The 13,812-nt window shown below is 76.3% G+C and carries 8 protein-coding genes; 7 read left to right on the forward strand and 1 reads right to left on the reverse strand.

Annotated elements, in window-relative coordinates; translation table 11 throughout:
• The 3 genes from AC067A_RS17205 to AC067A_RS17215 are packed head-to-tail and all read left to right on the forward strand — an operon-like array spanning nt 1 to nt 4,468.
• Nucleotides 1–1,494, forward strand: a complete 1,494-nt coding sequence (locus tag AC067A_RS17205; protein WP_479243282.1) for a PP2C family protein-serine/threonine phosphatase — start codon at nt 1–3, stop codon at nt 1,492–1,494.
• Nucleotides 1,495–1,547: 53 nt separating this feature from the next.
• Nucleotides 1,548–2,900: a vWA domain-containing protein gene (locus AC067A_RS17210; RefSeq protein WP_479243283.1), complete on the forward strand. Its 1,353-nt coding sequence runs from the start codon at nt 1,548–1,550 to the stop codon at nt 2,898–2,900.
• Between the two features lie 41 nt (nt 2,901–2,941).
• Entirely contained in the window at nt 2,942–4,468 is a 1,527-nt protein-coding gene (locus AC067A_RS17215) for an FHA domain-containing protein (protein WP_479243284.1), read from the forward strand.
• 6 nt (nt 4,469–4,474) lie between these two features.
• On the opposite strand, the gene AC067A_RS17220 is transcribed toward AC067A_RS17215, so the two are convergent.
• Complete coding sequence (locus AC067A_RS17220; RefSeq protein ID WP_479243285.1) at nt 4,475–5,428, reverse strand: methyltransferase domain-containing protein; 954 nt, start codon at nt 5,426–5,428, stop codon at nt 4,475–4,477.
• A 265-nt stretch (nt 5,429–5,693) separates the two neighbouring features.
• Here AC067A_RS17220 and AC067A_RS17225 point away from each other — a divergent pair, with 265 nt between their 5' ends.
• From AC067A_RS17225 to AC067A_RS17240, 4 genes are all read left to right on the forward strand, one after another.
• The gene (locus AC067A_RS17225; RefSeq protein ID WP_479243286.1) at nt 5,694–6,098 is read left to right on the forward strand and encodes a globin; all 405 of its coding nucleotides are present in this window, start codon (nt 5,694–5,696) and stop codon (nt 6,096–6,098) included.
• Between the two features lie 230 nt (nt 6,099–6,328).
• Nucleotides 6,329–9,694, forward strand: coding sequence for an ABC transporter permease (locus tag AC067A_RS17230; RefSeq protein ID WP_479243287.1), 3,366 nt, complete (start codon nt 6,329–6,331; stop codon nt 9,692–9,694).
• 233 nt (nt 9,695–9,927) lie between these two features.
• On the forward strand, nt 9,928–12,735 hold the full coding sequence (locus AC067A_RS17235) for an FtsX-like permease family protein (RefSeq protein ID WP_479243433.1): 2,808 nt from the start codon (nt 9,928–9,930) through the stop codon (nt 12,733–12,735).
• Complete coding sequence (locus tag AC067A_RS17240; protein WP_479243288.1) at nt 12,732–13,715, forward strand: ABC transporter ATP-binding protein; 984 nt, start codon at nt 12,732–12,734, stop codon at nt 13,713–13,715. The genes AC067A_RS17235 and AC067A_RS17240 overlap by 4 nt, the downstream gene beginning before the upstream one ends.
• Nucleotides 13,716–13,812: the final 97 nt, after the last annotated feature.

Genomic DNA, 13,812 nt, shown 5'->3' on the forward strand with positions numbered 1-13,812 from the left:
ATGTCCCAGAAGCCGAAGCCGTCGCACGGACTCGCCGCCTGCCCGGGCTGCGCGGAGCCGCTGGACTCGGGTGACCGGTTCTGCGGTGCGTGCGGTTACGACCTCGCGGCCGTGCCGGCCGCCGGGGCCGAGCCGGACCGCCCGACCGTGGCGATCGTCACCCCCGTCGCCTGGCCGGACGCCCCGCCCCGCGACCCCGGTTCGCTCTCGACCATGACCCAGCACCCGGGCGACCTGCCCGGCACCGACTCAGGCGGCCGGGACCTCCCCACCATGGAGGTCCGCACGGACGGCCCGGTGCCCGCGCCCGGGGCGCCGGCCGCACCCGTGTCCGCGACCCGGAGCGGCACCGGGACCGGCGGCGACTTCGAGCTGGCCGCCCCCGATCCCCGTACGGCCGTCCAGGCCGATCCGCCGCCGGCCTTCGCCCAGGCACCGGCCGCGAGCCCCACGCCCGCCGGGGGTCCCACGCCCGCCGGGGGCCCCACGCCCGCCGGGGGCCCCACGCCCGCCGGGGGCCCCACGCCCGCCGCGGGCCCCGCCGCGACCGCCGCGGCCCCCGCCCCGTCGGCCGCGCTCTGCGTGGCCTGCCGGGCCGGCCGGGTGGACACCGACGGCTACTGCGAGAACTGCGGACACGCGCAGCCGCGCGAGCGCGACCACATGGAGCGGGAGACCGGCCCCGTGGCCGCCGTCAGCGACCGGGGGCTGCGCCACCACCGCAACGAGGACGCGTTCGCCGTCTCGACCACCACCCTCCCCGACGGCTCCCCCGCCACCCTCGCCATCGTCTGCGACGGCGTCTCGTCGGCGACCCGGCCCGACGACGCCTCCGCCGCCGCGGCGGCCGCGGCGGACGCCTCGCTGCTCGCCGCGCTGCCCCGTGGCACCCACCCGCAGCAGGCCATGCACGAGGCGATCGTGGCCGCGGCCGAGGCCGTCGACGCGCTGGCGGAGGAGCCCGGTCAGGACGGCGCGGAGCACGACCCGCACCGCCACCGCAACGCCCCGGCCTGCACCATCGTCGGCGCGATCGTGGCCGACGGCCTGCTCGTCGTGGGCTGGGTCGGCGACAGCCGTGCCTACTGGGTGCCGGACGACCGCGGCACCGCGTCCGTCCGGCTGACCGAGGACGACTCGTGGGCCGCCCAGATGGTCGCGGCTGGCCTGATGAACGAGGCCGAGGCGTACGCGGACGAGCGCGCCCACGCGATCACCGGCTGGCTCGGCGCGGACTCGTACGAACTGGAGCCGCACACCGCCTCGTTCAAGCCCGACCACTCCGGCGTGGTGGTGGTCTGCACGGACGGGCTGTGGAACTACGCGGAGGGCCCCGAGGACATGGCCCGGGTCGTCCCCGCGGACGCGGCGGACCGCCCGCTGCACAGCGCCCGCGTCCTCGTCGGCCACGCCCTGGACGGCGGGGGCCACGACAACATCACGGTCGCGCTCGTGCCGTTCACCGTCACTCCGCAAGGGGCAGGATCGGCCTGAGCGGTCGCCGATTCCCCGTCCCTTCACCGTTGTTGCCCGAGGAGCCCGAACAGATGGCGAACTTCTCCAAGTCGACCGTGCCGCAGTTCTCGGTGGACGTCTACCAGAACGAGTTCCTGCCGGAGGGCGGCCGGGACGTCAGCGCGATCGTCACGGTCACCTCGACCGGGGGCGGCACCGGGGGCGCGGCGGGACCCGGCGGCTTCGGCGGCGCCGGGGGCCTCACGGGCGGCGGCACCGCCGGTGTCGTGATCATGGTCGACTGCTCCGGATCGATGGACTACCCCGCCACCAAGATGCGCGGCGCGCGCGAGGCGACCGCCGCCGCCGTCGACACCCTGCGCGACGGCACCTCCTTCGCCGTCGTCGCCGGCACGCACCTGGCGAAGGAGGTCTACCCCGGGAACGGCGGCCTCGCCGTCGCCGACGACCGGACCCGCGCCGAGGCCAAGGAGGCGCTGCGCCGCCTCTCCGCCGGCGGCGGCACGGCGATCGGCACCTGGCTGCGCCTCGCGGACCGGCTCCTCTCCTCCGCCGAGCTGCCCATCCGGCACGGCATCCTCCTCACCGACGGCCGCAACGAGCACGAGTCCCCGGAGGAGCTGCGGGCCGCTCTGGACGACTGCGCCGGCCGGTTCACCTGCGACGCGCGCGGGGTCGGCACCGACTGGGAGGTCAAGGAGGTCACCGGGATCGCGTCCGCGCTCCTCGGCACCGCCGACATCGTCGCCGACCCGGCCGGTCTCGCCGACGACTTCACGTCGATGATGGAGACCGCGATGGGCAAGGGCGTGGCGGACGTCGCGCTCCGGCTGTGGACGCCGGTCGGGGTCGAGATCATGTTCGTGAAGCAGGTGGCGCCGGCGGTCGAGGACCTCACCGGACGGCGCACCGAGGCCGGACCGCGCGCCGGGGACTACCCGACGGGTTCGTGGGGCGACGAGTCCCGCGACTACCACGTCAGCGTGCGGGTGCCGCGGGCGGCGGTCGGGCAGGAGATGCTCGCGGCCCGCGTCTCGCTGATCGCCCCCGACCCGGCGGGCGGCGACCCGCGACCCCTGTCTCAAGGGCTGGTACGGGCGGTGTGGACGGACGACCTCGCCATGTCGACGTCGATCAATCCGCAGGTCGCTCACTACACGGGCCAGGCGGAGCTCGCGGACGTCATCCAGCAGGGTCTCGATGCCCGCAAATCGGGCGATCGCGACGGCGCGACGGCCAAACTGGGCCGCGCCGTGCAGCTCGCGGCGGCCTCCGGCAACGCGGATACGGCGAAACTCCTTTCGAAGGTGGTCGACGTCGTCGACGCGGCGACCGGTACTGTGCGTTTGAAGGCGAAGGTCGCGGAAGCGGACGAGATGACACTCGAGACCCGCTCCACCAAGACCGTTCGCGTCAAGAGGTAGCCCGGCCACCGGGCCGGACGACGAGAGGGGGAAGCACCGACATGCCGACCTGCCCGAACGGACACCAGTCGGTCTCCGACGACTGGTGCGAGGTCTGCGGCCATCGCATGGCCGGGGCGGGCGCGCCTGCGGGTGCCGTACCGCCGCCTCCCCCGCCGCCGCCGCCCGCGTACGGATATCCCGGCCCCGGCCAGGCCCCGCCCGGCCCGCCGCCGGGCGCCCCCGGCGGCTTCGACGGCTCTGGCGCTCCCGGCGGCCAGGGCGGTCCGGGTACGCACGGCGGCTTCGACGGTCCGGGCGCCCCCGGCGGCTTCGACGGCCCCGGCGCCCACGGCGGTCCTGGTGCGCATGGCCGCCCCGGTGCCCCCGGCGGCTTCGACGGTCGCGGCGGCTTCGACGGTCCCGGTGGCTTCGACGGTCCCGGTGGCTTCGGTCCCGGTGCCCCCCCGGCTCCCCCCGCCCCGCCGGCTCCCGGCGGCTTCGGCTCCGGGGGCGACCCCAACGCGACGGCCCAGGCGGAGCTCTGCCCGCAGTGCCGTACGCCGCGCGAGCACATGGCGCCGTTCTGTGAGGAGTGCCGCTGGAACTTCCTCACGAACACGGCGACCTCGTACACGCCGCTGGCCCCGCACAACCCGCCGGCCCCGCAGCAGTCCGGTCCGCCGCCGGGCCTCAACCTGCCGCCCGGTTTCCAGTCTTCGCCGCCCCCGGCACAGCAGCCGGACCCGTTCGGCTACCAGGGTTCGCGGCCCTCGCAGGTGAACCGTCCGGCCGAGCCGCTGGGCGCCGAGCCCACGCACCACCAGGCACCCCGCCCCCCGCAGCAGCAGCCGCACGCTCAGCAGCCGGGGCCGCAGCAGCCGCCCGCCCCGCCGGCCTACCTCCAGGCGCCGGCGCAGGCACCGGCACAGCCCGCGCCGCCGCAGCCGCGCGCCGACGACGACTGGGTCCTTTCCCCGCCGTCGCAGCCGCACGCCCCGCAGCCGCCGGCCCCGCAGCACCAGCAACCGCCGGTGCAGCAGCCCCCGCAGCGCCAGGGGCCTCCGCAGCACCAGCAGTCCTCGCAGCACCAAGGGCCTCCGCAGCACCAGCAGCACCAGGGGCCTCCGCAGCACCAGGCGCCCCAGGGGCCTCCGCAGCAGTTCCAGCCGCCGCGGCAGCCGCTGACCTGGACCGCGGTCATCGGTCCCGACCGCGAGTACTTCATGGCGATGATGCACCGCAGCGGGCCCGAGGCCTCGGGCCTGAACCTGCCCGCGTACTCGCCGGACAAGCACCTGCCGCTCCAGGGCAACCAGGTCTCCATCGGCCGCCGCCGGCACTCCACCGGCGAGTCCCCCGACATCGACCTGTCGGTGCCGCCGGAGGATCCGGGCGTCTCGCACCAGCACGCCGTGCTCGTGCAGCAGCCGGACGGCTCGTGGGCGGTGGTGGACCAGAACTCCACCAACGGCACCACGGTCAACGGCGGCGAGGAGCCGATCCAGCCCTACGTCCCCGTCCAGCTCCAGGACGGCGACCGGGTGCACGTCGGCGCCTGGACGACGATCACGATCCGGCTCGGCTGAGCCGGATCACGCCTCCGGCAGGGGCCAGGCGTACGGGCCTCCGGGGTCGTCCAGCCAGGCCCACTGCCGGTCGCCGCTGACCGTCACCCCGAAGCGCTCCCGCTCCGGCCGCCCCTCGCGCAGCCAGAGCGAGAGCGCTTCCCGCCTGTCCAGGACCTCGCCCGCGAGCCCCCACAGGAAGCGGAAGCCCTCGTCCCCCGCCGGTCCCCGGCCCGGGACGCGGGCGGCGGCGCCGCGGAGCGCCACGAAGTACGCCGAGGTCGCCAGGAACCGGCCCTCCGCGTGGCCGCCGTCGCGCACCCGCAGCAGGAGGAGTCCGGTCGACAGCGGGGCGAGGACCAGGGCGTCCGGCCGGCACTGCGCGCACCAGGCGTACGGCACCGACGGCACCTCGCAGGTCGCCACGATCCGGTCGTAGGGGGCGTGCTCCGGGCAGCCGCGCGCGCCGTCGGCGGTGACGACGGCCGGCCGGTAACCGGCGGCGGCGAGGTGGGTCCTCGCGGACTCGGCGATCTCCTCGTCCAGGTCGACCGTGGTGACGTGCCGGTCGCCGAGCCGGTGGCAGAGCAGGGCGGCGTGGTAGCCGGTGCCGGCGCCGATCTCCAGGACGTCGTTCCCGTCGCGTACGTCCAGGGCGCGGAGCATCAGCGCCATCAGCGACGGCTGGCTGGCCGAGGAGACCAGCTCCCCGTCCCGTACCCGGGTGGCGATCGCCGTGTCCTCGTAGGCCCCGCGCAGCCAGCGCTCCCGGCGCCCGGCGTCCGGGTCGCCGGACCAGAGCCGCTCGTAGCCGGCGGCCCCGGGGACGTAGTAGTACGGGACGAAGAGGTGGCGCGGGACCTCCGCGAAGGCGTCCCGCCAGGCCGGGTCGGTGAGCTCGCCCTCCGCCTCCACCTCGCGCACGAGCGCCCGCCGCGCCCGCGCTCCGGCCTCGGCGAACTCGTCCCACGGTTCACCCATGCCTCCACTCTCCCGCCGCCGGGGAGCCCGGGCGACCGGTCCGGGCCGGGCGGCGACGGGCGACCGGCCCCGGGGCGGGCGGCCTGAGGACGGGCGGTCCGAACCGACGGCTACGGGCGACCGGCCCCGGCGGGCGGCCCCGGGGCGGGCGTTCCCGGGCCGGCGGACGGTCCCGGCAGGCGCTCCCGGGCGGGCGGCCCGGGGGTGGTCCTGGGGCGGTCCTGGACCTCCGGACCTAGGCCCGGGCATCTGAGACGATGGAACGGTGAACGAGATTCCCGGGGAAACAGTGCAGGAGCAGACCTTCTACGAGCAGGTCGGCGGCGAGGAGACCTTCCGCCGCCTGGTCCACCGCTTCTACGAGGGCGTCGCCCAGGACCCGCTGCTGCGTCCCATGTACCCCGAGGAGGACCTCGGGCCCGCCGAGGAGCGCCTCACCCTCTTCCTGATCCAGTACTGGGGCGGTCCCCGCACCTACAGCGATCACCGCGGCCACCCCCGGCTCCGCATGCGCCACGCCCCGTTCACCGTCGACCGCGCCGCCCACGACGCCTGGCTCCGTCACATGCGCGCGGCCGTGGACACCCTCGGCCTCTCCCCCGCCCACGAGGAGGAGCTCTGGCGCTACCTGGCCTACGCCGCCGCGTCGATGGTGAACTCGGCGGACTGACGCCCCCTCACCCCGCGCCCACCGCCCGAGTGATGCGGCTCGGCCCCGAACCGCTCATGGACGGGCACATTCCGGAGACCGGGCCCCGAATAACGGTCACAATCGCATCAAGGTCGGTCTGCAAGCGGTTTCCAGCAGCACGGGCACTCTGAAAGCATCCGAGAGAGGTTCCGGGGGCGTTCGGCGAGTGTTCGACGTGCGTACCGTGTTCAGGGTGGCCAGGGGGACGGGTGACGGGGTTCGTATTTCTGCGTGTCAGGGCGCACCGGCTGCTGCTCTCCGCGGCGCTCCTCGCGGTCCTGCTGACGACCTCGGTGCTCGCCACCCTCGCCGCGTTCTCCGGCGCCATCGGGGACGCGGCGCTCCAGGCGGGACTGCGGGGCCGGTCGGCCGCCGCCGCCTCGCTGCTCGTCACCGGACAGGTCACCGAGGCCAGGCGGGCGAGCGCCGAAGCGGCCGTGACCGACGGGATGCGGCGGACGTACGACGGACTGCCGGTGACCGTTCGGCGCCTCGAACGATCGGGGCCGTACGCGCTGCCCCGTGACCTCCAGGCCGCCGCGGCACGCGAGGGCGACCCCGACCTGACGCACTTCGCCGCCCTCGACCGCTCGCGGCTGGCACTCGTCAAGGGCGCCTGGCCCTCGGCGTCCCGGACCGCGGGCGTCGTCGAGGCGGCGGTCCCCGAGGAGGCGGCCCGGCGACTGCGGGTCGGGCCCGGGACCGTCCTCGACCTCGGCGACCGGCTCGACGACGGCCGGGTGAGGACCCGGATCACCGGCGTCTACCGCCCGGTCGACACCGCCGACCCGTACTGGCAGCTGGACCCGGCCGGCGGGCGCGGCGTGAAGACGGTCGCGTTCACCACGTACGGGCCGCTGCTCGTCGACCCGGCCGTGCTCGGCGCCGGGGTGCTGAGCGCCGGCACCACCTCCTGGCTCGGCACCGCCGACTTCACCGGCTTCACCACCGACCGCATCGACGCCCTGCGGGCCGCGTCGACCGCGGGCCCGAAGGCACTGGCCGAGAACACCGACGCGTTCGGGACCACGATCTCCGCGTCCACCGCGCTGCCCACCGCCCTGGAGCAGACCCAGCGCGCACTGCTCGTCTCCCGCTCCACCCTGCTGATCGTCGCCGTCCAGCTGGTGCTGCTCGCCACGTACGCGCTGCTGCTCGTCGCCCGGCTGCTCAGCACCGAGCGCTCCGGGGAGACGGCCCTGCTGCGGGCCCGCGGCGGCTCGCGGCGCCGGATCGCCGGGCTCGCCGGCATGGAGGCGCTGCTGCTCGCACTGCCGGCCGCGATCGCCGCGCCGCTCCTTTCCGGGCCGCTGACCCGGCTCTTCGCCGAGCGGTCCGCCCTCTCCTCACTCGGCGTCCGGCTCGACACGACGCCCTCCCTCCAGGTGTGGCTGGTCGCCGCCGCCGTGGCCCTGCTCTGCGCGGCGGCCGTCGTCGCCCCCGCGCTCGCCGCCGGCGACGGCTCCGTCGTCTCGCTGCGCAAGGCCCGCTCGGCGTCCCTGCCCGCCCCCGTACGGGCCGGGGCCGACATCGCCCTCCTCGCCGTCGCCGCCGTCGCCTACTGGCAGTTGCAGCGGCCCGCCGCCGCGGGCGGCACCCTCGGCGCGGACGAGGCCGGCGGCGGGTCCATCGACCCGGTGCTCGTCGCCGCGCCCGCGCTCGCCCTGCTCGCCGGCACCGTCCTGACGCTGCGCCTGCTGCCGCCCGCCGCCAAGCTGGCCGAGCGGCGCGCGGCCGGCGGACGCGGCCTCTCCGCCGCCCTCGCCGGCTGGCAGTTCAGCCGCCGGCCGCTGCGCGGCGCCGGGCCCGTCCTCCTCCTCGTCCTCGCCGTCGCCATGGGCATGCTGGCCATCGGACAGAGCGGCTCGTGGGAACGCTCGCAGCGCGACCAGGCCGACTTCCGCACCGGCGCGGCCGTCCGCGTCCTCAGCGCCGGTCCCGGAGAACCGACGCAGACCGAGCGGCTCGCCGCCGTGCCGGGCGTCACGGCCGTCACCCCCGTGCACCGCGCCACGACGGACGTGGCGGGGAAGAACGCGACCGTCCTGGCCATGGACACCCGCAACGCGGCCGGCGGCCTGCTGCTCCGCCCCGACCTCACCGGCACCACCGCCCGGGACCTGCTCGCCCCGATCACCCCCGAGGCCACCCCCCGGCCCGGCCTCCCGCTGCCCGCCGGCACCCGTACCCTCGCCGTCGACCTGCGGACGGTCGCGCCCGCCGGCACGCCCGAGAGCAAGGTCACGGCCGTCCTCGAGGACCCGAACGGCATCCCGTACCAGCAGCTCCTGGGCACGCTGCCGTCCGACGGCCGCGCCCACCGGCTGACCGTCGACCTCGGCGCGATGACCGCCGGGCCCGGCACCGACGGCAGCCGCGGCTCCGGCGGACTGCTCACCCTCACCGGCCTGGAGGCCGACGGCCCGATCCCCGACGGCGTCGCCCACACGCAGTCCCTCCAGGTGGAGCGCTTCGCCACCCTCCGCGCGGACGGCACCGAGCAGGTCCACGCCCCCGCCCGGGTCCTGGCCTCCTGGACGTCCTCCCTCGAACAGACCGAGTTCGGCGACCCCGGCGGCAGCGGCCCGGTGGCCGGCACCGCGGGCACCGCCGGACCGGGCGGCGGCCCGGCACCGTACTCCGTCCCGTACGTCCTCACCGGCGGCGTCGACGGGGACGGCCACTGGGAGGCCGAGGAGTACACCCTGCGGATGGCCGCCCCCACGCCTCCGGCGCCCGAGCAGGTGCCCGCCGTCGCCACCGAGGCCTTCATGAAGGCGACCGGCGGCAAGCCCGGCGACCCGATCGAGGTCTCCGTCGACGGCCGGCAGGTCACCGTCTCCGTCGCCCTGGTCGTCAAGGAGCTGCCGACCACCGGCCCGGGCGCCAGGACCGTGTCCGCCACCACGCCCGTCGCCACCCCCGAGGACGGCGGCGCGGTCCTCGTCGACCTGGCGTCGGCCAACCGGTACCTCGCCGCCGACCCCGAGCAGAGCTCGACCGTGCCGCCCACCGAGTGGTGGCTCACCGTCGCGCCCGGCCACGCGGACGACGTCGCCGCGACGCTGCGCGCCCGCCCCAACGCGGACCCCGCCCAGGTCCTCGTACGCGACGAGGCCGCCACCGGCCTCCTGGGCGACCCGCTCGGCGCCGGCCCCAACGCCGCCCTGATGGCGGTCGCGGCCGCCGCCGCCGCGCTCGCCGCGGTCGGCTTCGCGGTCGGCTCGGCCGGCGCGATGCGGGAACGGTCCGCCGAGTTCGGCGTCCTCCAGGCACTCGGCACCCCGCGCCGCCGGCTCGCCCGGCTCATCGCCGCCGAACAGGGGATCCTCATCGGCATCGGCCTGCTCGTCGGCATCGGGCTCGGCACCGTCCTGGCCCGGGCCGTCGTCCCGCTCGTCGTCCTCACCGGCCAGGCCGCCCGCCCCGTCCCCGAGGTCCTCGTCCGACTCCCCCTCGGCCAGGTCGCCCTGCTCCTCGTCGGCGTCGCCGCGCTCCCGCTGGTCATCGTCGCCGCCCTCGCCCTCCGCCGCACCGACCCGGTCGTGACCCTCCGCCACCAGGGGGACCACTGATGCCCACCCCGGACGACGACATGCCGGGCGGGACGCGAGACCGGGAGCCGTACGGGAATCCCGGCGGAGAGCCGTACGCGAACCCCGGCGGAGAGCCGTACGCGACTCCCGACGGAGAGCCGCCTCGCGAGGACCTCGCGCCGCCGGTCCGGGCCGCCGGGGCTCCCTCCGGAACCGCCGACGCGCCCGCCGGACCCACCGACAGCCCCGCCGTACGCAGGAAGGTCCCCGACATGTCCCCGTCCCGGTCCGAGAAACCCGCCCGCGCCGTGGCGCCCTGGGTGCGGACCCGGCTGCGGACCACGCCGTGGGCCGCAGCCTCGCTCGCCCTGCTCGTGCTCGTCACCGCGTACCTCACGGCCGCGCTGCCGCGGGCCGTGGACGCGTACGAGACGGAGGGCCTGCGGCACGACATCCGGACCGCAGCTCCCCGCAGCACCGTCCTCGAACTCACCGCCGAGGCGCCCGGTCTGGAACTCGAACAGCCCATGCGGGAGGCGAACCTCGCCCCCGACGTGCTCCGCAAGCAGCAGGACGACGTCCTCACCCTGCTCCCCGAGCCGCTGCGCGTCGACCCGCGACAGACCGTCCACGGCGTCCGCACGATCACACGGGTCGAGGGCCTCGACCGGTGGCTGCCCCGGCCCGACGGGATCTCCCCCGAGTTCGTCCTCTCCTCCCCGTCCGATCTGACCGGCCACGCGACCCTGCGGCAGGGCCGGCTCGCCGCCGGCACGGCGCGCCTCCCCGAGGCGGTCGTGACCGTGAAGACCGCCGAGTCCCTGCGCCTGAAGCCCGGTTCGGTCGTGCACGTGCCGGGCCGGGTCAGCGCCCGGCCGATCGCCGTGACCGTCACCGGGATCGTGGAGCCGCGTGGCCCCGAGGCCGCCTACTGGGCCGTCGAGCCGCTCCTGCGCACCCCCGCGCTCGCCTCGCTCGTCGGCGACGAGGTGAAGTACTACTGGCAGGGGGCGCTGCTGCTCTCCCCCGAGTCGGCGCCCGCCCTGCTCGCCACCCTCGGCGACCCGGAGGTCTTCTTCCGGTTCATGCCGACGGCCGACCACCTCACCACCCGCGACACCGGCCGGCTCACCGCCGCGCTCGACTCGGCCGGAAGCGGACCCGACCTGGTGCGGATGCGCAAGGTCGTCGGTCCCACCGGCGCCCTCTCCACCGACCTCGACGCGATCGTCGGCGCCTACGGCTCGATGCGCGACGCGATCGACCCCGTCGTAGCCGTCGCCGTCTTCGGCATCGGCGCCGTCGCGGCGGTCGTCCTCGCCATGACCGGCGGCCTCTTCGTCGCCCGCCGGGACAGCGAACTGGCGCTGATCCGCTCCCGCGGCGCCTCGCTCACCGGCATCGGCCTGCGGCTCCTCGGCGAGACCTCGGCGGTCGTCGTACCGGCCGCGGCCCTCGCCCTCGGCCTCGCGGTGGCGACCGTGCGGCCCCCCGACGGCGGCTCGGGCGGCATCCCGCTCGGGCCCTCCGTCCTCGCCGCCACGGCCGTCGCCCTCGTCGCCATGCTGGTCCTGCCGCTGCGGGCGGTCGTCGTCCACCGGACCCCGCGACTGCACGGCGGCCGGGACGACCTGCTCACCGCCCGCCCCTCCCGGCGCCGCACCGTCCTCGAACTCACCGTCCTCGTCCTGACCGTCGGCGCCGTCGGATCGCTGCGGCTGCGCGGCACCGCCGACGGCGGGGACCACCTCGTCAGCGCCGCGCCGGTGCTCGTCGGCCTGATCGCGGCCATGCTGCTCGTACGGATCTATCCGCTGCCCCTGCGATGGGCGGCCCGCCCCGCCCGCCGGCTGCGCGGCGCGGTCGGACCGCTGGCCCTGGCCCGCGCCGGACGCTCCTCCTCCACGGGCACGCTCCCGCTGCTCGCGCTGGTCCTCGCGCTGACCACCGCGGCCTTCGGCGGCTCCGTCCTCGCCGGCGTCGCCGACGCCCGCGACCGGGCCGCGCTCCTGGCGACCGGCGCGGACGCCAGGATCGAGGGCTCCGTCGAGTGGACGCCGCTCCCCGTGCCGCTCACCGACGCGGTGCGCGGCACGGCCGGGGTGCGGGACCTGGCCCCGGTGCAGGTCGAGTACGGGGTGTCGGTGCCGCCCGTCCAGGGCACCTCCGCCCAGCAGATGACCGCGCAGCTCGTGGGCGTCGAACCCGGCTCGTACACCCGGCTCGCGAACCGGACGGGCTTCGGCCCCTTCCCGGCCGGGCTGCTCGCGTCGACCGGGCGGGGCGGCCCGGGCGCCGTCGCCGACACCGACCGGGTGCTGCCCGCGATCGCCTCGCCGTCGGTCGCCGAACGGCTCGGCACCGCCCCCCTGGAGATCGTGGCGGCGGCCGGCGTGTTCCACGTGAAGGTGGTCGCGGTCCGCCCCACGACCCCGGCCGTCTCCGGCGCCGACTTCCTCCTCGTCAACGGCGCCGACCTCACCCACCGGACGCCCACCGCGCTGCTCGTCACCGGATCGCCGGACTCCGCCGCGCTGCGCGCCGCCGTGGCAGGAGCCTCCGAGTCCGGCGACTTCACCGTGACGACCCGGGCCGAGGCGCGCGCCACCTACGTCGACTCGCCGCTCCAGTCGGGCGCCGAGGGCATCTACCTGGGCGCGATCGGCGCGGGCGCCGGCTACGCGGTGGTAGCCGTCCTGCTCTCCCTCATGCAGAGCGCGCCCGAGCGGACGAAACTCCTCGCACGGCTCCGGACCATGGGCCTCACCCGCAAGCAGGGCCGGCGCCTGCTCGGGCTCGAAGCGCTGCCGCAGGCGGTCCTCGCCGCGCTCGGCGGCACGCTGGTGGGCTGGGCGACCGTTCCGCTCCTCGCGCCGGGCATCGACCTGTTCCGGCTGGCGCTCGCGACGGCACCGGGCCTCGCACCACTGGACAGCGCCCCGCTGCGGGCCGACCCGTGGTCGCTGGTGCTGCCCGCTCTCGCCGTCGTCCTCCTGACGGGGCTGGCGGCGACGGGACAGGCCTGGTGGGCGGGGCGCAGGGGCTCGATCAAGGAACTCAGGGCAGGAGACGCACGATGACGAAGACCGGGACCCCGAGCGGGACGAAGCCGGCCGGCACCGGCTCGGACGCCACCCTCGAAGAGCTGGAGCGGCGGGCCACGGCACACCGTGACCGGCCCTCGTACGGCCACGACTCGCTCATCGCCTGCGACCGCCTCGTCCGCATCTTCACCACGGACGGCGTGGAGGTGCAGGCGCTCCAGGGGCTCGACCTCCTGGTGAAGGAGGGCGAGTTGATGGCCCTGGTCGGCGCCTCCGGCTCCGGCAAGTCGACCCTGATGAACATCCTCGCCGGCCTGGACGTGCCGACCGCCGGCGCCGCCCGGGTCGCGGGCTGCGACCTGCTCGCCATGGACGGCAAGGCGCGCCTCCGCTACCGCCGTGAGGTCGTCGGCTTCGTCTGGCAGCAGACCGCCCGCAATCTCCTGCCCTACCTGACGGCCGCCCAGAACGTGGCGCTGCCCATGCAGTTGCGCGGCAGGTCGAAGCAGAAGTCGCAGCGGGCCGAGGAGCTGCTCGCCATGCTCGGCATCGCCGGGATCCGCGACCGGCGGCCCCACCAGCTGTCCGGCGGCCAGCAGCAGCGGGTGGCCATCGCGGTCGCCCTGGCCAACAACCCGGCCGTGCTGCTCGCCGACGAGCCGACGGGCGAGCTGGACTCGGCCACCGGCGAGCAGGTCTTCGCGGCCTTCCGGCGCGCCAACGAGGAGCTCGGCACGACGATCGTCATCGTCACCCACGACCAGGCCGTCGCCTCCGAGGTCCGCCGCACCGTCGCCATCCGCGACGGCCGCACCTCCTCGGAGGTCCTGCGCCGCACCGAGGTCGACGAACTGGGCCGGGAATCCCTCGTCGCCCGCGAGTACGCGATGCTCGACCGGGCCGGCCGCCTCCAGCTCCCCGCGGAGTACACCGAGGCCCTCGGCATGGAACACCGCGTCGCCCTGGAACTCGAACAGGACCACATCGGGGTGTGGCCGGACGACGTGGAGAAGTGACCGGACGTCCCTGACGGGGGCTCCCGGTCCGCGGGTCTGCGGACCGGCCTCGCGGAGGGCTCATAGGGCGGTTCTCATGCAGCGGTTCTCACGCGGG

It is taken from the genome of Streptomyces sp. NPDC043176, from assembly GCF_056436715.1.